Origin of the sequence: Vibrio algivorus, from assembly GCF_030161215.1 — a bacterium.
Classification (GTDB): Bacteria; Pseudomonadota; Gammaproteobacteria; order Enterobacterales; family Vibrionaceae; genus Vibrio; species Vibrio algivorus.
Genome location: NZ_BSPV01000008.1, coordinates 156,738 through 177,427, shown reverse-complemented (window position 1 = coordinate 177,427; position 20,690 = coordinate 156,738). Strand labels below are relative to the sequence as shown.

Below are 20,690 nucleotides of genomic sequence, written 5' to 3'. Positions count from 1 at the left end.
TATCAAACGAGAATCATAAAATGAGGTTTAGTGAATGAGTTTGTCCGAAGTTTTACTGCCTTACGACAGTGCAGCTGGTGAAGAAGAGGGTATTCGAACTGTTACCTATGATGGAAAGTTACATTTTTCACTGTATGACGTTGTAAGAGCTATACAGAGAGAAAATAGTGTATTAGACCCAGACAAGAACTCTAAGAGTATTATCACTCTACTCAAAGCACATATAACACACTTGCTTCCTCGAGAAATTCATACGCGCACAGATCTTCCAGAGAATCTAGATCAAGCTTACCCTAATACCTATGTAACCAAAGCGGGGCTGTTGCGGGTTGTGTACTGCAGGATAACTCCCCAGCCTGTCTAAAGTTTCAAGAATGGGTTTTAGAGGATGTTCTTCCTGCAGTATTGGAAAAAGGGCAATATCAGCACCCAAGCTTAAATAACACTTCTGTTCCGTCAACCGAAGACTTCGACGTTGAAACTATGCTTAGACTTCAGCTTCAAGAAACCATTGAACGTAAGAAAGCAGACGCTGAACTGAAAAAAGAAATTAGTTCTCTCGGTAATAAGCTCGAAACAATAGAAAAAGTTGTAAACTCTGAACAGATGATATTTGTGAGTGACCATGAGTTGGTTTCGGAGTTGTCTCAAGATGCTCAGTACGACATATTTTCTCGCTGCAATTGGCTGTGTAGCAAGGACTCTCACATATATCATTACAAGCAAGTTTCTAAAACAAGTGATGTCAGTTCTAGGTTGTTTAGCCGAAATACCATTGATGAAGCAATGTCATATGTAAAATAAACCTAACAAACGTTTAAGGTGTCAAGATACTTCACTTAATCTAATAAATGATTTAGCTCAATAACTCTAAATCGTTTTTGCCCAAAAACGTGCTAGCCCGATCATTGCTAGCACGCTTCTACTCAATATCCCTTTAATCACCACTAATCGCTGCCACTGGCAATCTCACCGAAAACTTATTCGCTAGCGAGTACATCTCAGGCAGCATGCGGTAGATTAAATGTAGTTGTTGCAGGATCAAACGTACGGTTTCTTCATCGCCTTCTCGCCATTCGCTTAATTTTTTATCTAATTCACTATTGAATGAATCTAAGGTAATTTCACCATTATGATAATAAAGCTGCTGCTCAAGTTGCTCTAAACTTTCGTGAATCCCTTTGTGAGCCTCTAAAATGAGAAGGTGAGTTTCAGGATCGTCTATGCGTTTACGGTGTGCTCCGAGTGCTGAAATATAGCTGAGCATGGCGTGATTCAGCGTTAAGAAGCGGAAGCTCTCATCAATATATTTTTTATATTTATCTGGCTCTGCTAGCATATTACTGATGGTCGTGCTAAGAGATGCGTCCATAGTGTGGGCGTTACGTCGTGCAAGGCGATAATTAACATCATCGCGTTTACCAATTCGATATTGAGCAATGATCTGGCCAAGATAATCTTTATTGGTTTGTACCGCTTCTGACATCACTCTATGAAGTTTTTTGGCTTCCCAATCCGGCAGAATATAACGTACCGCGAATACGGCTAAACCACAGCCAATTAAGGTATCGGTAAGACGGGGTAGGATCACTGCATAGCCTTCACCTAATTGATTAAAACAAAATAATACTAGTAAAGTAATGAAAGCGGTTGCCGAGCCGTAGTTATTCATTCTAAAGGCAAAAAATAGCGTGCCAGATAACACTAAAAAGACTAATTGGCTTTCTTGTGAAGGGAACAAGGTTAATAATGGTACACCGACTAGTAGCCCTGCAATGGTACCGATAACTCGCGCGGTAAGTTTTTGTCTGGTGGCGCTAAAGTTAGGTTGGCATACAAATAGGCTCGTTAACATGATCCAGTAACCGCGCTCTAGCCCTAATCCTTGAATCACCCCATAACCTACGGTTAATACAATCGACATACGTAGTGCATGTCGGAACAGCATTGAGTCTTTATTCAAGTTATTACGAATACGTTGCCACATGACTTTGGGTGTATGAGCTGTTGTGTCGTGTAGTGAGTAGTCGTTGGCTTCGTCGCTGGTGTTTTCTGGCGTAAACTTAGACGCATCAGGGTTGCTGACGTTTGATAGCTGCTTTTCTACAGTTACCATATTATTAAATAGGTAGAAAAGTTGGCTTAATGGGTACTTCCACTCTGGGCGGTTTTGATCTTTTAGATATTGCATTGATAACTGCAATTCATCTAGCGCCCAAATCGAATCGCCATCGTATTTATAGGCTTTCCCTGCCTCTAATGCTTCAGAGATCTCACGGCAGGCTTTCGCTTGAGTTTGCATTAAATGCTTAAAGCGGAACAGCACATCACTACGCGAGAAATGCTCGGCTAAATCTTGATATCGGTAATGGGTCGAGCTGATGCGTTCATGAATATCTTGCGCCAAAAAGTACAGTTGTAAATAACGGTCACTTGGGCCATCAACATGTCCACGTTTGGAGCGAGTGAGCAGGGTGCTCTTTGCTTGGTTTAAAGCATTAACGGTTGCTGAATTTAATTTAGTTTCTAGGATGCGATAAGGCTGTGGGGTTAAACCAGAAACAGGGTGAAATAACGAGCTTTTCGTTTCAAGGTAGTTAGCGAGTTCTTCAAATACATTGGCCAAGCCTTGTTGTACTGGCTGCATTGGCCAAAATATTTGCCACAACATTGAAAGTAGGTAATACCAAGCGGCACCGGCTAACAAGAGAGTAGGTTGATAGACAATGTTGTCGTATAAGTGATAACCCAACATAGTGTAGATCGCGATCAGTAATGAACCAAAGGCAATGCTGGCATAACGTGGGCCAATCGCGCCGAGCATAATAAAACCAAAGGTGCTGGCGAACAGGCCTATGGCAAATAATGGTGGATAGGGAAACAGAATTTCTATTGAAAATGAAGCAATCGCAAAGCAGATAAAAGTTAAGATCAGCGCCCGGATTCGCCCCATGAAGTTGTCATCGGTTTCTGCGAGAGCTGCGGCGATGATACCTAAGATCAGTGGTGTAATTTCAGTAGAGTAATCGTAATACCAACAAGGCAATACTACGCCTAGAAGCGAGATAAGAATTCGAATGCAGTAGTTAACGGTTTTATCAGACCAATAATGTCGGAGTTGTTGCATCGAATTCGTCATAAAGCGCGATATTGTCCTAGGTGAAGTTATAGTCTATATCCAATCACTTGAGTATAGAGGCCTTTCGCTACGCAAACTATATTCTGTTGTAATAACAGCAAAAAAACTTCGCTCTGTTTGATTGTAAGCAAGTTTTGAGCCAGCCTGATGAATTTTTATTCATTTTATTGTAAGTTTAAAAAAGCGATGGCTCTAGCCCTCTTCCTTTCAAACTAAAACCCGTTAGAATATTGGGCTATCCTCTTATTCAAAACTTTACTGATCGCATAAGGAAAGTTCATGCAATTAAGCGCTAGCCGTTTTGCTCAATTTTTTATTCAAGATGAATACCAACAAGTTGAAGTAAAAGATCAGTGTATTACGTTATCTTCGCCAACTGATGAGTTGCAGATCCCATTTGCAGCATGGAATGGTGAAGTTACCGTAGAGCGAGGCTTAATCTGGGGCAATTTGTACTTTCATGCTCATGAAGAAGAGGAAGCTGAACAAATTCAATGGCTCGCTCAAGGCTTACCTTGGCTTGATTGCCAACACTTTGCTCAATTGGTTGTGGCGGAATATCGTCGTTGGCAGTTGAATCAAAGTGAGTCATTAGCAGAATTATTACCAAGTTGGTTAGAGCAGTTAAAAGAACTAGTCAATCAACCGGGTTATTTAACGCATTCATCGCTTGAGTTTTGGATGCAGGGCATCGCGGATGATTTGTCGAAAAAAGACCTATCTCTGCCAGAAGTGATTCATATTTTCCCCAGTCATAATGAATGGGAAGATGATGAGCAATTTCAGCACCACGCACCTTCTTTAATGAGTGGTTTGAAACGTTGGCTCACTCACCCTAAAGCCTCATTAGAGCAGCGCAATCAAACCTGGCTTGCCAATCAAGAGATCGAATGGAAACCTTACTTCCAAGAATGTGAACGTTCACCACTTAATGCTTCCCAACAACGTGCGGTATTATTAAATGATGATCATACTCTGATTCTTGCGGGCGCAGGCTCAGGTAAAACCAGTGTCTTAATGGCGAAAGTAGGTTATTTATTACAGAGTGGACAAGCAAAACCAGAAGAAATGCTACTGGTGGCATTTGGTCGAGATGCTGCCAAAGAAATGCAACAGCGCATCAAAGAAAAGTTTGCTGAACAAGGCGCTCAGATCAAAGTACAAACCTTCCATCAATTAGGTTTAGATATTATTAAATCGGTTGAAGGCAGTCAGGTTGAAATCTCACCCCTCGCCACTACGCCAGCGCAAAAGACAGCTTGGTTCTCTCAATGGTTAAAAACACACTGGATGACGGAAACCAACTTTAAGCGTTGGCAAAAGCATTTAGCTGAATGGCCAATTGCCTTTTTGAAAGGGGATGTGGAACTCGGTTCGCATGTTGAAAACCCGAAATTGTTGGCGTGGCTAGAGCAACAAGTTGATCAACTTTCTGTTTTACAACTACCGAAAAAACAGTTGCAAGAACGTTTAATTGAATTAGAGAACTACCCGCAGCTAAACAGCGAATTAATGTTGGCTTGGCCGTGTTATCAAGCGTGGCAAAAAATGCTGAAAGAAGATAATCAAATCGACTTCAACAGTATGATTTCTAAAGCAACTCAATATGCGCGCAATGGTAAATTTAAATCGCAATGGCGCTTTATGATGGTCGATGAATACCAAGATATCTCGCCGAACCGTTTAGATTTATTAACCAGTATTTGCCATGGTAATGTTCACAAAACCCAGCTGGGTGAAACCACCACTCAGCAACCGTGTTCATTGTTTGCAGTCGGCGATGATTGGCAGGCGATTTATCGTTTCGCAGGGGCGGATGTAAACTTAACCACCGGCTTTAAGAAGCGTTTCCCTAATGCGCAGAACCACTACCTAGATACGACTTATCGCTTTAATAACCAAATTGGTGAGGTGGCGAATCGCTTTATTCAAGCTAACCCTTACCAATTAGAAAAAACCTTGAATAGTCATAAGCAACAAAAACAAAAAGCAGTGACGATTGCGCCAATGCATACGCTAGAAGCAATTTTAGGTGACTTAAATAACCAAGTGAAATCACGTAAGAAAGTATTGGTGTTAGGTCGAAATCATTATCATGAGCCGAGTGATTTAAAGACGCTACAAAAACGCAACCTACATTTAGATATTGAATTTAAAACTTGCCATGCCAGCAAAGGACAAGAAGCGGATTATGTCGTAATTGTCTCGGTCGATGAAGGGCAATTTCCAGCGGTTGAGCGTCAGCAGCATTTGCATGATGCGCTGTTATCTACCGGTGATGTGTTCCCTAATGCAGAAGAACGTCGCTTGTTCTATGTAGCGATGACCCGAGCCAAAGAAAAGGTGTGGATCTTGCACAATGCTAACCCATCGACATTCATCAAGGAATTAAGGGTAAACCGTTATCCGGTGGTGGTGAAAAAGCGTTAACACTACGTGAACAAAGCTGATAGATAACTATCAGCTTTGTTGTTTTTGATATTTAAGTTATTCCAATTTGAGGTTGAGTTAACCAGGGTGGCCATCTGCTCGTGGTGTGAGAAGCATTTTGCCAAATTTAAAAACAAAAAGAGCAAAGGCGTAGATCCACAGTGCGGCGGAAATATTCACAAAGGTAAACAAATGCTCAGGCCAAATTGCTACCCCAAATCCACGAATCACCGCTGCGACGACCACCGCTAAAAACGCATGCCACATACTTGGGCCTTCATAAATGGCACGTCCGGTATGCCCCATAGTCACGCGAGCGATCATCGCTAGAATGACCCCACCTATCGCACCAATGGCAAAAACATGAATCATGTTGTGGGCAAAAAACAATCCATTAGGCAGTAGGTTAAATAAGGCGAATGCTTTAAAAAGTAAGCCGACTGGAATACAAGCATACGAGGCGTGTAGTGACCAAACGAGAGGCTCTTTATAGGTAGTCCAAGGCTTCCAACGTAGGAATCGAATCGCTTGAAAAACCGCGGCGAAGACCATTAAGTAAGGGCCAATTTGGTTAAAGGTAATCGGAAAAAAGCTGAGGATAAACAGCATCACTAAAGGTGTGTTCGCCAGTGCATCTAACCAGATTACCGCAGGTGGTTTTTCAAACTGCATTTTACGTGCGGTAAAGAATGGGATCACGCGTCCACCCATAATCGAAATCAGCAAAACGAACCACCAGATCATTGCTTGCCATACCGCAATGCTTGGAAACGGTGGCATGCCTTGCTGATCTGTAAAAGGAAGGGTGGCATAACTGGCATAGTTCGCTGCAATCGCTAATACAAAGAAGGGCAGAAATATCAGGTTGCGATAGCCTTTTCCTTTAATCACTCGAATCGATATTTCGTAGGCAACTACCGCCAAAAAGAGCGCTTCAATTGAAGAGGTTAACCACAACGGAACCGGAGCCCAAAATAGTAATCTAGGCAATAACCAAAGTAAGAACACAAAGCCTAGGCGTTTATCTTTAGTACCGTTAACTCCTGTCCAGTTTTGTACTGCGGTTAATAAGAAACCCGCGACGATTGCCATGGCAAAGCCAAATATCATTTCATGCACGTGCCACCATAATGCTGGAACTTGTAGGGCACTTGGTTGACCATGTTGGAATGCGTAGACCCAGACCGCGATAGCAATCGCGGCGTATAAACTGCCGAATAAAAAGAATGGTCTAAATCCCAAACGTAAAATGGGCAGGATTTTCTCTTCTTTACTTTTGTCGGTGATATTTATCATCAATAGTGCTCTCGTAATTTGAAGTTACTTGGGTATATGGTGAATATTACTAATAACCTAGCACTTTCCGTGCCACATTTTAATTTATTGATTTTTATAGGTTTAATGAAATTTCACTAAGAAGGTGTGTTGTTAATTTTACATCGCTGATATAGTGAGAAAATAATACCCAATAATAAATTTGTTAAGAGAGTTAACATGTCCCAGTCAATCGAACAGGTTTTGCTCAATATTGCCGTTAACCTTAATGCCCATCAGCCGACTTACCAGCATTATCAAAAGTTACTCGATGCATTGCAGCAAGTACTGCCATGTGATGCGAGCGCTTTATTTATTTTAGATGATGCACAAAATTTAGTGCCGGTGGCAATTAATGGTTTATCAATGGCAGTATTGGGACGAAAGTTTGCACCTCATGAGAATCCAAGATTAGAGATGATCATGCAAAGCCGACTACCGGTTCGATTTCCTGAAAACTCAAGTTTGCCCGATCCTTTTGATGGGTTACTCAGCGAAGATGATGAAGGAAGTATTGATGTGCATTCTTGCATGGGGTGCAGTTTGTATGTTGAGGAGGCTTTGGTTGGCGTATTGACGATTGATGCCTTGGCCTCTGGCGCATTCAAAAAAGTCACCGATGAAACCATTGCTACATTTGCAGCTCTTGCGGCAGGTATTGTTCGTAATATCAGTTTATTTGATGCGCTTGAGAAGGCTAATCATCAGCAACGTTCGATTAATCAATTATTGATCGATGAAGCGCGTGATAAAGGTGGAAAGCTTGTCGGAGTGAGCCCACAAATTGTTCAGCTGCGTAATAGTATTAAGATGGTTTCTCAATCAAATTATGCGGTGTTGATCAGTGGTGAAACGGGTACTGGTAAAGAGCTGGTGGCCCATGAGGTTCATGCGCAAAGCCGTCGTAGTGATAAACCCATGGTGTATGTGAACTGTGCGGCGCTACCAGAATCGATTGCGGAAAGTGAGTTGTTTGGTCACGTAAAAGGCGCGTTTACTGGCGCCAATTCAAACCGTGCGGGTAAATTTGAATTGGCCGATGGCGGTACTATCTTTTTAGATGAAATCGGTGAGCTGCCAATTTTATTGCAAGCCAAGTTATTACGTGTGATTCAACAAGGGGAAGTACAACGAGTCGGGGCCGATCACAACAGCTTTATTGATGTTCGAATCATTGCTGCTACCAACCGAGACCTTCATAAAGAAGTAGAAGAACAACGATTCCGTTCTGACCTTTTTCATCGCTTAAATGTCTTCCCAATTCATGTGCCACCACTGCGTGAAAGAGAAGGAGATATTGCGGTTCTAGTAGGGCATATTCTCGACCGAATTCGTAGTCAATTCCAGATTAAAACCCTGCATCTTCACCCTAGAGCTTTGACGCTATTGGAAAAACAGCCGTGGTTAGGTAATGTTCGTGAGCTTGAACATTCCTTGATGCGTGCAGGTCTCCATGCGGTTCAAGATCAAGATGAATTGATTAAGCCACAGCATTTTACCAGTGAATTTGTTGATATTCCTAAGCGTCAACACTCCTCACAATCTAGCTTAATGATGCCCAATGAGCCTATTGCTTTAAGACAAGCCGTGGAAACGTATCAAAAACAATTGATTGAGCATGCCTTGAAGAAAAATGACGGTGTGTGGGCGAAAGCTGCGAAGTTTCTACAAGTTGATCGTGGGAATTTGTATAAGCTAGGCAAGAAGTTAGGGCTATAGATACAATATGGAAGTAGGGGCTCAATGATGAATACAAAAAAATTAATCAAAAATCGATATACATATTGATATTTTATTTGTGAAGCCCCATTCTGTTGGAAAATCTACTTCTGAAGAGCTAAATGTGAGCGTAATTCGGTTTCTGTTATTGTGTTTTTGCTTGGTTGGTATTACTCCCGCCAAGGCTGAGCACATCTCTCATTTACAACCGGTTGATTTTTCGACAGCTTCCAGTTCTTTTGAACTTATCTCGTCAGATACCATTTCTTTTGATCAAGGCGAGTCTCCAACATGCAAGGTTGAATCCTTGCCTGTGTCGAATTCACATAGCATATCTAGCCTTATATTATCTCATTTTCTCGATTTCACTTCTTCGAGTGATTTAAGCCATCCAATTTATGTTAATGGCTTTTCTCTTAGATTCGCCCACGGTAATTTTAACAGCGATGAACTGACGCCTGATTATGTGAAAGTTTTTGAATTTTCAGAAGTGTCATTTGCTTCAAGTGCTCGACATTATGTTGAACGTTTTACACCTCAGCATCAGTGGATGATGCACATTAATTCCCACACATTGCGGCTTTCTGCTTGGAAAGACAGCAACCTACAGTATATCCCTCAACAATACGCTCATTTATTTGCCTAACCTGCTTTGAGTGATTCCTAACTCTCAAGCTTAAGTTACAGTCGTTATTATTTGGCTATTTTGCGTGAAGATTAGTTCCGTAATAGCTTTATTTCTCGGCTACTTTGCGATGGTTCTATTTCATTATTTTACGTCTTTATATGGCGTAGAAGAACTAGAGCTTGTCGCTGAATCATAAACGCTCGATGTTTCAAATTGAGTGTTGATGAGCTATTCAGGTAAATAAAATGAATGTACATAAACCCCGTGCCTCTGTTCGACGCACCTTAAACCAATACTCTTATTGGCAATATGCGGTGCTGGTTGTCACCATTTCGATCATGCTATTAAGTGCCTTACCTTCTTGGTTTGGTGAATCTCCTGCGTTGCAGATTAATCAAGGCAGTGAGTTGAACAATAAAACTAATCAGGTAAATAACGTCCAATTTGAACCATTGAATATACAGAAAACGCTTACTAAACAAGGGATTGATTTAAAAGAAATCAAGCAAGATAAAACGACAACTTGGATCATCTTGTCAGATCCAGAGCAAATGGCACAGGCCAAAAAAGCATTACTTGAGATGGTAGGCCAACAGGGAAAAGGCAATGGTATTCAAGTTGCTTTAGCTTCGGTGGCTAATGCGCCTCAATGGTTAACTAGCCTTGGTTTTAAACCGATTTCACTAGGGTTAGATTTACGTGGTGGGGTGCAGTTCCTGCTTGATGTGGACATGAATTCAGTCTACCAAAATCAAATAGATGAAATGCAGCAAGGGATTAGTCACTTCTTGATGGATAACCAATTACGTCGAGCAAAATTTAGTGATATTTCACAGGATGGATTGACTGTGACACTTGCTAGTGCGAAACAAGTATCACAGCTACGTGACTTTATTCATGGGCAATACGTGAACTGGAAAGTTACCAGTAAGGATAATCAGATTACTTTAACTCGTTTGGAAGCTGAAAGTGTCGCGTTACGTAATCTAACGGTTCAACAAAATTTGCAGATTATGCGTAGCCGAATTGAAGAATTAGGCATTACGGAAGCATCAATACAAAGGCAAGGTGAGCAACATATTCGTATTGAATTACCTGGTGTACAAGATCCTGCTCAAGCTAAAAATGTTATTGGTGCAACGGCAAGCTTGGCGTTTTATGAAGTACTGAGTAATCCATCTGAGGGCGGAAAAACCTTGCCAGATCAAAATGATCAATTGGTTCGCGTTAAGTCATCACCAGTATTAACGGGTGAACATATTGTTGATGCGCGGGCTAATTTCGGTGAAATGGGGATGCCAGAAGTAAACATTAGCTTGGACAACCAAGGTGGAAAAATGATGGCCGATTTCTCCGGTCGTCATATTGGTAAGCCAATGGCAACAGCGTATAGCGAATATTCACGTAACGAAAAAGGTGAGGTCGTACAAACCAATAAAATCATTAGTATTGCGACCATTCAATCGGCACTTGGGTCTAACTTCCGCATTACTGGAGCAGGTTCAATGCAAGATGCACAAAGCTTAGCATTACTGCTCCGAGCGGGTTCATTGACTGCGCCTGTAACCATAGTAGAAGAGCGCACGATTGGGCCAACACTTGGGGCTGAAAATATTACCAACGGTTTTTCTGCCTTAGCTCTAGGTTTAGGGATGACATTGCTGTTTATGGCAGTTTGGTATCGCCGATTAGGTTGGATTGCGAACATCGCATTATTAGCCAATATGGTGATGTTATTTGGCTTGCTGGCTTTGATTCCCGGCGCAGTATTGACCTTACCCGGCATTGCAGGGTTAGTACTTACTGTTGGTATGGCGGTAGATACCAACGTGCTTATCTTTGAGCGGATCCGTGACAAATTAAAAGATGGTAATAGTTTGGCCAAGTCGATAAATGATGGATTTAGTAGTGCTACTAGTACAATTTTCGATGCGAACTTTACCACCATGATCACCGCTATCGTGTTGTATTGCATCGGTAATGGACCTATACAAGGTTTTGCTTTAACGCTAGGGCTCGGACTACTGACTAGTATGTTTACGGGTATTTTTGCATCTCGCGCAATGATCAATTGGTTTTGGGGTAAAGACACCCGCCGTAATGTGAGTATTTAATCATGAGCAAATTAATCAATATGAAAAATGCCAATAAATGGCGCTATGGTACTAGCGTAATTTCGATTTTATTAATGTGTGTTGCGTTGTTTTTCATTACCACAAGAGGCTTTAACTGGGGGTTAGATTTTACTGGTGGCGTAGTGAGTGAAGTTCAATTGAACCCACAGATCACCAGCAGTGAATTGAGTCCATTATTAGAAGCCGGATTAGGTCAAAAAGTCAGTGTGGTTTCTGGTGAAGGGCAAGGGCGTTGGATTATTCGTTACAGTATTCCTGATAACTCTCAGCAGAATGTATCATCAATTGAAACACTACTCGCACCTTTGCATGCAGATACCAAAGTGTTGAATACCAGTATAGTTGGTCCGCAAGTTGGTCAAGATTTGGCAGAGCAAGGTAGTTTGGCTTTGCTGGTCTGTTTGTTGTGTATCATGGTGTATTTAAGTGTGCGATTTGAATGGCGCTTAGCGCTAGGATCGCTGGTGGCATTATTGCATGATGTGGTGTTTGTACTGGGTTTTTTTGCGTTAAGCCAGATGGAATTTAATTTAACCGTCTTAGCGGCTATTCTGGCTATCTTAGGTTATTCGTTGAATGACTCCATCATCATTGCTGACCGTATCCGTGAGTTGTTGAGAATGAAACCGAAAGTCGCCACGGCTGATATTAATAATCAAGCAATAGCAGCAACATTTAATCGTACCATGATTACCTCAGGGACAACGTTATTGACTGTTTCAGCCTTATGGTTACTCGGTGGTACACCGCTTGAAGGTTTCTCCATCGCAATGTTTATTGGAATTATGACCGGAACTTGGTCATCTATTTCAGTGGGTACTTCTCTACCAGAAGTGTTGGGATTAAAAGCTGAACATTATCAAGTGATTGCAGTACCCGATACGCCATAAATATATACCCAAGTAACTTTAAGGTGCGAGTTTCAGCAAGAATAAAACAAGCTTTAAGCAAGGCCACGTCAGATTGGTTTGAAAGGTGTTTACATTCCTTCGTCAATCTTCTTTGCCTAAAGGTTTGGAGGATAGCTCTGAATTCTGCACCTTGAGTCACTTGGGTATGAACCATCGCTCTTTTATTGCATGTTCATTTTACGTGCAGTAAGAGGGCTTATTTGGCTTGTATTCTCTCTAGTTGAATTTTGTTGTTATAATTACATCAGGCTGTTGTGATTATAACAACATGAGTCATGGTTAAATTTTTGTTAAATACTTATATATCAATACTTTAAAAGTTGGCATGCAAAGTGCAATACAGGAATGAATTTATTATTAGTCCCAAATGATAGGGGCGATGATGTTAATCATTACTGGAGCTTTAAATTATGTTTTGTATTCAATGTGAGCAAACGATCCGTACACCGGTTGGAGATGGCTGTTCTTACACTCAAGGTATGTGTGGTAAAACCAGCGAGGTATCTGACCTGCAAGATATCTTAGTCTATGTATTGCAAGGTGTGTCTTTCTGGGCGGATCTTGGTCGCAAGTTTAATATTGTGGATACAGAGGTCGATGAGTGGGCACCTCAAGCTTTCTTCTCTACCTTGACCAATGTGAACTTCGATGCAGACCGTATCGTTGAATTTTCAAATCAAGCTTATGCATACAAATTACGTCTAGAAGAAAAAGTACGTGCGGCGGCAACTTTAGCCAATGAAGCACTACCTGAGTTAACGCCAGCGGCTCAATTTGCATTACCAACTGAGCGTGAAGAATTATTAAAATACGCGCCTCTTGCAGCAGTAAACCGCGGTCATGAAACGGTTGATCCAGATGTAATGGGATTACGTTTATTATCTCTATATGGTCTAAAAGGCGCGGCAGCTTATATGGAGCATGCACGCGTACTTGGTCAAACAGATGAAGCAATTTTTGCTGAATATCATCAAATCATGGCTTGGTTAGGCTCTGAGCCTCAAGATCTTCAAGCACTACTTGATTGCTCTATGCAAATTGGTTTGATGAACTACAAAATCATGGAAATTTTAGACCGTGGTGAAACAGAAACCTTTGGTCACCCAGCACCAACTCAAGTGAACGTTAAACCCGTAAAAGGCAAATGTATCTTAGTGTCTGGCCATGACTTACATGATCTAGAAAAAATCTTGCAACAAACTGAAGGCAAAGGCATCAACGTTTACACTAATGGTGAAATGTTGCCAGCGCACGGTTACCCAGAATTAAACAAGTATCCGCACCTAGTGGGTAACTACGGCAGTGCTTGGCAGAACCAGCAAAAAGAATTTGCTAACTTCCCTGGCGCAATCGTAATGACGTCTAACTGCCTATTAAACCCAGAAGTCGGTCAATACAACGACCGTATCTTTACACGTAGCATTGTAGGCTGGCCAAATGTGACTCACATTGTGGGTGATGATTTCTCTGAAGTCATTGAATGTGCATTAGCGCAAGAAGGTTTCAAGCATGATGAAATTGAACACATGATCACGGTTGGTTTTGGTCGTAATGCCTTGATGGAAGCGGCACCTGCAGTTATCGATCAAGTGAAGCAAGGCAACATCAGTCACTTCTTCTTAGTGGGTGGTTGTGATGGTGACAAAGTAGAACGTAATTACTTTAATGAATTCACTAAACAAACGCCAGATGACAGCCTAATTCTCACTCTGGCTTGTGGTAAGTTCCGTTTTAATAAAGAACAACACGGTGAAATCAACGGCATCCCTCGTCTATTAGATGTTGGTCAATGTAATGACTCATACTCAGCAATTCAATTAGCGCTTGCATTGGCGAAAGAGTTTGATTGTGGTGTGAATGATCTGCCGCTTACTTTAGTGCTTTCTTGGTTCGAACAAAAAGCGATTGTGGTTCTATTAACTCTTCTTGCGCTAGGTATTAAGGGTATTTACACCGGTCCAACTAAACCGGCGTTCTTGACCGATAACCTAATGGCGGTCATGCAAGAGAAGTTTGATCTACGTGGAATCTCAACGGTTGAAGCGGATATGAAAACAATCTTGGGCGAGAAAGTCGCGTAATTGTTTTAGCGCTATGTAATTGACGTCATTTCGGGTGCCAACCATGATTGCTCGAAATGACGTTTATATTTGTAAAGTTTATGAGAGACCGAATTAAATGAACCAATTTGAATGGCCAGACAATCAACCCGCGACCTTTATTTGCCAACGTAAATGGCAGGAAACGCCAAATTGCGTTAGCGTCACCTTAGTGGCAGAAAATCAGGATTCAGAAACGACATTTGATTTCATTCCCGGTCAATTTATCACGCTTGGTATTGAGGTAGAGGGTAAGACGGAATACCGCGCCTATTCATTAAGTTCAATGCCGAATCAAAGCGAATTACAATTGACCATCAAACGGGTTGTTGATGGCAAAGTTTCCAACTATATCGTTGATTCTTTACAAGAAGGTCAAACGGTTTCAGTGTTAAAACCTGCCGGAGAGTTTCATATAGAGCAACCACATGGCAAACGTATTGTATTGTTGAGTGCAGGTTGCGGGATCACACCGGTTATGTCGATGGCAAAAACTTTGCTATCGGATAAAACAGACACAACGGATATTCACTTTATTCATGCTGCAACTGAACTTGAACAAGTGATCTACCATCAAGAATTGCTTGAAATGGCAGCCTCACATAAACGTTTTCATTTTGATGTGATGTTAGAAAATGCACAAGGTTCTGAATATTTAGAAGGGCGTCTAACCCAAGCGGCTTTAAAACAGTTCTGCCCGGATATCGCAGAGCGTAGCGCATTTTTATGTGGCCCGATTGGCTTTATGGCGGCGATGCAAGAAAACTTATCTGAGCTAGGCATGAATATGGATAACTTCTATCAAGAAAGCTTCACACCAGCCGAATCAGAACAGCCGGAAGTTGCGCTGAATCTTGAAGTAACATTGGGTAGTGATGCTGATAAAGCCCAAGCGATCAGTAATGCTACCGTATTTGTACCAGCGTTTGGCGCTCAAGCCGAAGCGAAAATTGGTAGCGCATTGATTGATGCTCTAGAAGCGGCCAAAGTACCCGTGATTGCAGCATGCCGTAGTGGTATTTGTGGTTCATGTAAGTGCCGTGTAGTAAAAGGTGCGTTTACTCGCACTAGTACCGCTACATTAACTGACGATGAAATTGATAATGGCTTTGTTTTAGCATGTTCGTGCCAAGTAGAGTCGGATGTTGAAGTCGCGTTGAATTAGTTTTCTATTCAGTGAAATCTATACCCAAGTAACTTCAAGATGCAGAATTCAGAGCTATCATCCAAGCCTTTAAACAAGAAAGATTCGTACAGGAATGTAATCACCTTTCAAACGAATCTGACGCAGTGTAAAGGCTTGTTTTAATCTTGCTGAAACTCGCATTATATTAGGGTCAGCAGGCCCTAATGACTTTGTGATTCAAATGCCAGTACTTTTTGTTCTACTTTGCGGAATATCAGCGACAAGGTGCCATTGACGATTAAGTAGAATGCGCCAGCAATACCAAATACCGTCAATGTATCGTAGGTTTGAGCGTTAATGCGTTGAGCATAACCCATTAAATCCATAATGGTGATAGTACTGGCTAGCGATGTACCTTTAAATACTAAAATCACTTCATTGGAATAAGCTGGAATAGCACGGCGAATGGCATACGGTAGTAGTACACCTAGTGTGGTTTTAGTGTTCATACCTAATGCGCGACAGGCTTGCCATTGGCCAGATGGAATGGCATCAAATGCACCTTTAAATAGTTGGGTGCTATAAGCTGCGGTGTTTAGTGCTAACGCTAACATGGCGCAAAACCAAGGTTGGCTTAGCCAGTTCCACAAAAAGCTATCACGAATCCACTCAAATTGACCGGGGCCGTAGTAAATAAGAAATATTTGTACTAATAAAGGCGTGCCGGTAAACAAGGTAATCAAAGCTCGGCTGAACCAATGAATCACTGGTAGACGTACAATTAACGTCATGGTCATCAATAGTGACAACGTACAACCGACTAATAAAGCGACGGCAGTTAATTCGATGCTAGTTTGTAGGCCATCAAGTAGTTGCCAAACATGTTGTTCGTTCATGATTGTGCTCCTAGTGGCTGTTTCTTCTTAGGTTTGCTTGAACCCATATTAGCATCTTGTAATTGATATTTTTTATTGAGAATGGCAATAACACGTTGAGTGATTAATGTGATCACGAGATAAATTGCAGCTGCCGTTGCATACCAAGTAAAACTTTGGTGTGTGGCTGCAGAAGTTAGTTGGGCTTGCTTTAATAAATCCGTTACGCCAATCAGAGAAACTAACGCAGTATCTTTTAATAACACTAGCCATTGGTTGGTTAAACCGGGTAGGGCATGACGCACCGCTTGTGGTAGAACAATACGAATAAAAGCGCGTGGTTTTGATAAACCTAAAGCGGTAGCTGCTTCTGCTTGTCCTTTGGGGACGGCTTTAAGTGCGCCACGTAAGGTTTGAGCAGCATAGGATGCAAAGATAAGCGATAACGCGATCACCCCTGAAAGAAAGGGGCTGATCTCGATATATTCGCCAGTGATATAGAATAAAATTTGTCCTGAACCAAAGAAAATGAACAAAACAACAAGAAGCTCAGGTAACCCTCGAATTACCGTTACCAAAGCCGTGGTTGGCCAAGAGATCAATTTTAAGCGTGACATCTCGCCACCTGCAAAGATCATAGAAAGCACCAAGCCAACAGCAAGGCTGGTAAAGGCTAGCTGAATGGTCAGCCAGCTAGCGTCAATTAACGCCAAAGAGTAACCTGAGAACATCATTTATTCACTATTCTTTAGTCTTCAAGATTGTTTATTACTTGCTAGCAAAGTACTTATCAAAAATCGCTTTGTATTCACCATTTTGCTTCACTTTTTCTAGTGCTGCATTCAGTTGGTCTACCAACTCTTGATTGTCTTTGTTTACCGCAATACCGAAGCCATTACCGAAGTATTGTTTGTTAGTAACTGGTTCACCAACGTAAGCTAGGTCAGCTTCTTTTTTAAACCATTCTGCTACAACTGCGGTATCACCAAATACGCTATCAATACGGCCATTTTGCATATCAATAAATGCATCTTGGTAGCTTGCGTAAGGCACTGCGGTTACACCTGGCATTTGATCAACTAGGTAACTTTGGTGGGTTGAACCATTTTGAACACCAACACGTTTACCTTCTAACCCTGCTTGGTCTGCAATTTTACCTTTCACGGAAACAAAAGCTGCCGCGTTATCATAATAAGCATTAGTAAAGCTCACTTGCTTTAGACGCGCTTCGGTAATATCCATAGCTGAAATTGCTGCATCATAACGTTTAAATTTAAGTGCTGGAATTAAGCTGTCAAACGCTTGGTTTTGGAAAGTACACTTGGCTTCAATTTCTGCACATAATGCTTTAGCAAGATCGATATCAAAACCTTGAATTTGGTTGTTGTCATCCATGTATTCAAACGGGGCGTAAGTGGCTTCAGTGGCAAATTTGATTTCGTCTTGAGCGATTGCGTGAGTTGAAGCAAAACCAATTAAGCTAGCAAGTAGAATTTTTTTCATTGTATAACTCCATTTATATCTGTGATTTTTTAACTAGTTGAATGTTTTTATTATTAGGTTTTAATGTTTTAAATAATCAGCAAACGCTTGAGATTGTGGGTTGGTGAAGTGGCTCTTATCACCGTGTTCAACCACGTAGCCTTTTTCTAAATATAATAAATGACTGGCAACTTTTTTTGCAAAATCGACTTCATGAGTCACGATAATTTGCGTGATGCCAGTTTTGCTTAATTCTTTAATAATATCGACGACTTGTGAAGTGATTTCAGGATCAAGCGCAGCCGTTGGTTCATCAAAAAGCAACACGTCAGGTTTCATCATTAATGCACGAGCAATGGCTACACGTTGTTGTTGACCACCTGATAATTGCAGCGGCCAAGCATCCGCTTTATCGGCAAGTTGAAGCTTGGTTAAGATCTCTATCGCTTCTTTCTTTGCTTCAGCTTTATTCATGCCGGCAACTTTAATTGGCGCTTCAATCAAATTATCTAACACGCTCATGTGAGGCCATAGATTGTATTGTTGAAAGACCATGCCGACTTTTTTACGTAGTGCCATACCTTGTTTTTCTGAAATTTGAGTAGAAAAATCAAACGATTCATTCGCAATAGAAAGCGTACCTTTATCCGGCATCTCTAATAGGTTTAAAACACGTAGTAATGAGCTTTTTCCAGCTCCGCTTGGGCCCAATAAAACTAAGGTGTCACCGGCTTTACACTCAAAGCTTACATTGTGTAAAACTTGGTTTGAGCCATAAAACTTATCAATAGCGTTAATTTGAATAGTCATGCTTCCAATCTGCATTAATTGTCACTAGGTAAATATACTAATGATTGTGTGGTTTTATGCAAGAAAAATGTATTTTGAATCACTCAATAGGAATAATTATCTGATTAATATCTAACCTGTAGCACGTGATTTATTTCTTACTTGAATGTGTTAATAGAAAGTTAATGTATATTATTATGAATAAGGCGTCTCGCATGGCATTTCAAATTGGTGAGTGAGTTATCAATTATGTGGTAGTAGAGAAGCCAACAAGGTTAAAGCAAACAAAAAAAAGCCAACTAGATATACCTAAGTTGGCTTAGTTGTATCAGCATTTTTAACGATGCCCAAGTGAACTCTGCATCTTCAAGTTATGTGGGTATAACATCATAATGAATCGGTGTTAGTTCAATCGAGTAGAATGATTGATGAGTTCGATTAGTTCATCTTCTGTTGTCGGCATTTTGGCTAACTCAACTTCGTGATTTAGTCCACCTTTTAGCATGTAGGCTTTGGTGGTTAAGTGATCGTGATGAAACCATTTTCCATCTAAGCATACGTCTGTGTAACACCTTTCACATTGCTTTAGCTTCATATACTTCCCTCTTATGAAGTGATTAACATGTTGTTAACTTACGTCAGCTTTTGTTGGTCAAATTTGATTTGGATCAATTTTTTGGTGGGTGGGTGAGATCATAAGTAAATTGTTTGAAGTAGGTTGGATTTTGGTTAGGATTCAGCTACCACCAGTGTAGCAATAATCATTTTTGGTAGAGCATGCCAACAAAAACGATATTTTACGTTGTATTCGAGAAAGACATCACTCGTCTCATACTGGTATTTAACCTCAGCTTCGGATAAGAGTGTCACAATAATTAACCTAACTCACTGATATAAAAGTGATAAAAATATCTGTCAGGTATCTAGGATTGATGACTTTCTCTCAATGCTGCAATTTGGGATGGATAACAAGGCAAAATCATAAGTCAATAGCTGGCCTATTGCGTTGATTTTAACGAAGTTAGACGTCTAAAGTGCTGTATTGAGTGACTTCTAGTTATCCGCAGCTGAGGTTATTTATTTGTTATTCATGTATCGATGTAGTTCCTCTCTTAGGAAAGCGGATACAGCTGCTAGTTTTTCTGGTAATGGCGTTTGATATGGATAAGTAATATAAGCTTCGATAGGCTTGCTGCAATACTCCGAGCGAATTCGAAATAAATTAGACTGCCCGATACCAGAAAGTACAAATGAAGGAACCAACCCAACTCCTAGCCCATTTTGAATTAAAGACAGCTGAGTAGCGGTTTCATTGACAAAAATAACGTCTTTAAATTCATTGATGTTGATTTCTTTATTTATACTACTTATATAAAGCCTGCCTTTAGATGAAAAAGAATCAATGATGAGAGTTAAATCTTTGTTTTCTTTATTCTCATCGCTCTTGTTAGATGAAACCAAAATAGTTTGATACTCACCTACTTTATGTGCGATTAATTCATCACTGGTAATACCAAGCCTTATCCCCATATCAATTTTTTTATCTAACAATGGTTCTACATTATTACTAACAATGATTTCAAATGTTATTTTAGGAAACTGCTGTTTTAAATTTAAAATGATTAGTGGGAATATCGATGTGGCAATCGATGTTGGGATAGTAATACAAAACCGTCCTGATATTTCTTGAGAGACTGTATAGGCTTTATAGTCTAGGTTTTTTGACATATTTAATAATGAAAGAGCATCATCTTTAAGTGCCAATCCATTCTCAGTTAATGTAAGACTCCGAGTGGTTCGGTAAAACAACGTCGTGCCTATTCTCTTTTCTAGATTAGATAGTTGACGGCTCACATGAGCTTTGGATTTGTTTAGCTCCTTTGCCGCTTCTGTGATCGATAGCGTTTTACATACTAATGAAAAAGTTAGTAATTCAATATATGAATCAATCATTTAATTGTTCCTTCACGGTAACAATGTGTTTAGTAGAAACACATTGGTGACAAGAATTAATGGCATTAAACTTATTCTAAAGTTTAATAA

The 20,690-nt window shown here is 40.7% G+C and carries 16 protein-coding genes; 8 read left to right on the top strand and 8 right to left on the bottom strand.

Annotation, left to right across the window (positions count from 1 at the left end; translation table 11 throughout):
• Positions 1 to 34 precede the first annotated feature (34 nt).
• The gene (locus QQJ93_RS12100; protein ID WP_089123738.1) at positions 35 to 364 is read left to right on the top strand and encodes a BRO-N domain-containing protein; all 330 of its coding nucleotides are present in this window, start codon (positions 35 to 37) and stop codon (positions 362 to 364) included.
• 573 nt (positions 365 to 937) lie between these two features.
• On the opposite strand, the gene yccS is transcribed toward QQJ93_RS12100, so the two are convergent.
• Entirely contained in the window at positions 938 to 3,127 is a 2,190-nt protein-coding gene (gene yccS / locus QQJ93_RS12095; protein WP_089124507.1) for a YccS family putative transporter, read from the bottom strand.
• A gap of 291 nt (positions 3,128 to 3,418) precedes the next feature.
• Between yccS and helD the strand changes: the two genes are divergently transcribed.
• The gene (helD, locus tag QQJ93_RS12090) at positions 3,419 to 5,569 is read left to right on the top strand and encodes a DNA helicase IV (RefSeq protein WP_089123736.1); all 2,151 of its coding nucleotides are present in this window, start codon (positions 3,419 to 3,421) and stop codon (positions 5,567 to 5,569) included.
• Positions 5,570 to 5,647: 78 nt separating this feature from the next.
• Here helD and QQJ93_RS12085 read toward each other — a convergent pair whose 3' ends face one another.
• Positions 5,648 to 6,865 carry an NnrS family protein gene (locus tag QQJ93_RS12085; protein ID WP_089123735.1) on the bottom strand — a complete coding sequence of 406 codons (1,218 nt, stop codon included), beginning with the start codon at positions 6,863 to 6,865 and terminating at the stop codon, positions 5,648 to 5,650.
• Between the two features lie 198 nt (positions 6,866 to 7,063).
• Between QQJ93_RS12085 and norR the strand changes: the two genes are divergently transcribed.
• From norR to QQJ93_RS12055, 6 genes are all read left to right on the top strand, one after another.
• A complete protein-coding gene (gene norR / locus QQJ93_RS12080; RefSeq protein ID WP_089123734.1) occupies positions 7,064 to 8,602 on the top strand; it encodes a nitric oxide reductase transcriptional regulator NorR in 1,539 nt (512 codons plus the stop codon).
• Positions 8,603 to 8,681: 79 nt separating this feature from the next.
• Positions 8,682 to 9,248 (top strand): hypothetical protein, encoded by a 567-nt coding sequence (locus QQJ93_RS12075; protein ID WP_145981763.1) that lies wholly within the window; start codon positions 8,682 to 8,684, stop codon positions 9,246 to 9,248.
• Between the two features lie 227 nt (positions 9,249 to 9,475).
• Complete coding sequence (gene secD, locus QQJ93_RS12070; RefSeq protein WP_089123732.1) at positions 9,476 to 11,344, top strand: protein translocase subunit SecD; 1,869 nt, start codon at positions 9,476 to 9,478, stop codon at positions 11,342 to 11,344.
• A 2-nt stretch (positions 11,345 to 11,346) separates the two neighbouring features.
• On the top strand, positions 11,347 to 12,255 hold the full coding sequence (gene secF / locus QQJ93_RS12065; RefSeq protein ID WP_284186097.1) for a protein translocase subunit SecF: 909 nt from the start codon (positions 11,347 to 11,349) through the stop codon (positions 12,253 to 12,255).
• A gap of 431 nt (positions 12,256 to 12,686) precedes the next feature.
• Positions 12,687 to 14,357 carry a hydroxylamine reductase gene (gene hcp, locus QQJ93_RS12060; protein ID WP_089123731.1) on the top strand — a complete coding sequence of 557 codons (1,671 nt, stop codon included), beginning with the start codon at positions 12,687 to 12,689 and terminating at the stop codon, positions 14,355 to 14,357.
• A 97-nt stretch (positions 14,358 to 14,454) separates the two neighbouring features.
• The gene (locus QQJ93_RS12055) at positions 14,455 to 15,540 is read left to right on the top strand and encodes an FAD-binding oxidoreductase (protein ID WP_089123730.1); all 1,086 of its coding nucleotides are present in this window, start codon (positions 14,455 to 14,457) and stop codon (positions 15,538 to 15,540) included.
• Between the two features lie 182 nt (positions 15,541 to 15,722).
• Here QQJ93_RS12055 and artM read toward each other — a convergent pair whose 3' ends face one another.
• The 6 genes from artM to QQJ93_RS12025 all read right to left on the bottom strand — a co-directional run bounded on the left by artM (position 15,723) and on the right by QQJ93_RS12025 (position 20,600).
• On the bottom strand, positions 15,723 to 16,397 hold the full coding sequence (artM, locus tag QQJ93_RS12050) for an arginine ABC transporter permease ArtM (protein WP_089123729.1): 675 nt from the start codon (positions 16,395 to 16,397) through the stop codon (positions 15,723 to 15,725).
• Positions 16,394 to 17,110, bottom strand: coding sequence for an arginine ABC transporter permease ArtQ (gene artQ, locus QQJ93_RS12045; protein ID WP_089123728.1), 717 nt, complete (start codon positions 17,108 to 17,110; stop codon positions 16,394 to 16,396). Before artQ ends, artM begins: the two co-directional genes overlap by 4 nt.
• A 34-nt stretch (positions 17,111 to 17,144) precedes the next feature.
• Positions 17,145 to 17,879: an arginine ABC transporter substrate-binding protein gene (locus tag QQJ93_RS12040; RefSeq protein WP_089123727.1), complete on the bottom strand. Its 735-nt coding sequence runs from the start codon at positions 17,877 to 17,879 to the stop codon at positions 17,145 to 17,147.
• 60 nt (positions 17,880 to 17,939) lie between these two features.
• The gene (artP, locus tag QQJ93_RS12035) at positions 17,940 to 18,668 is read right to left on the bottom strand and encodes an arginine ABC transporter ATP-binding protein ArtP (protein WP_089123726.1); all 729 of its coding nucleotides are present in this window, start codon (positions 18,666 to 18,668) and stop codon (positions 17,940 to 17,942) included.
• Positions 18,669 to 19,050: 382 nt separating this feature from the next.
• Positions 19,051 to 19,242, bottom strand: coding sequence for a hypothetical protein (locus tag QQJ93_RS12030; RefSeq protein ID WP_089123725.1), 192 nt, complete (start codon positions 19,240 to 19,242; stop codon positions 19,051 to 19,053).
• A 482-nt stretch (positions 19,243 to 19,724) separates the two neighbouring features.
• A complete protein-coding gene (locus QQJ93_RS12025; RefSeq protein WP_089123724.1) occupies positions 19,725 to 20,600 on the bottom strand; it encodes a LysR family transcriptional regulator in 876 nt (291 codons plus the stop codon).
• Between the last annotated feature and the right edge of the window lie 90 nt (positions 20,601 to 20,690).

Bases quoted from the DNA above. Each gene is read 5' to 3' on its own strand.
- QQJ93_RS12100 (WP_089123738.1), top strand. From the start codon at position 35: ATGAGTTTGTCCGAAGTTTTACTGCCTTACGACAGTGCAGCTGGTGAA.
- yccS (WP_089124507.1), bottom strand. From the start codon at position 3,127: ATGCAACAACTCCGACATTATTGGTCTGATAAAACCGTTAACTACTGC.
- helD (WP_089123736.1), top strand. From the start codon at position 3,419: ATGCAATTAAGCGCTAGCCGTTTTGCTCAATTTTTTATTCAAGATGAA.
- QQJ93_RS12085 (WP_089123735.1), bottom strand. From the start codon at position 6,865: ATGATAAATATCACCGACAAAAGTAAAGAAGAGAAAATCCTGCCCATT.
- norR (WP_089123734.1), top strand. From the start codon at position 7,064: ATGTCCCAGTCAATCGAACAGGTTTTGCTCAATATTGCCGTTAACCTT.
- secD (WP_089123732.1), top strand. From the start codon at position 9,476: ATGAATGTACATAAACCCCGTGCCTCTGTTCGACGCACCTTAAACCAA.
- secF (WP_284186097.1), top strand. From the start codon at position 11,347: ATGAGCAAATTAATCAATATGAAAAATGCCAATAAATGGCGCTATGGT.
- hcp (WP_089123731.1), top strand. From the start codon at position 12,687: ATGTTTTGTATTCAATGTGAGCAAACGATCCGTACACCGGTTGGAGAT.
- QQJ93_RS12055 (WP_089123730.1), top strand. From the start codon at position 14,455: ATGAACCAATTTGAATGGCCAGACAATCAACCCGCGACCTTTATTTGC.
- artM (WP_089123729.1), bottom strand. From the start codon at position 16,397: ATGAACGAACAACATGTTTGGCAACTACTTGATGGCCTACAAACTAGC.
- artQ (WP_089123728.1), bottom strand. From the start codon at position 17,110: ATGATGTTCTCAGGTTACTCTTTGGCGTTAATTGACGCTAGCTGGCTG.
- QQJ93_RS12040 (WP_089123727.1), bottom strand. From the start codon at position 17,879: ATGAAAAAAATTCTACTTGCTAGCTTAATTGGTTTTGCTTCAACTCAC.
- artP (WP_089123726.1), bottom strand. From the start codon at position 18,668: ATGACTATTCAAATTAACGCTATTGATAAGTTTTATGGCTCAAACCAA.
- QQJ93_RS12030 (WP_089123725.1), bottom strand. From the start codon at position 19,242: ATGAAGCTAAAGCAATGTGAAAGGTGTTACACAGACGTATGCTTAGAT.
- QQJ93_RS12025 (WP_089123724.1), bottom strand. From the start codon at position 20,600: ATGATTGATTCATATATTGAATTACTAACTTTTTCATTAGTATGTAAA.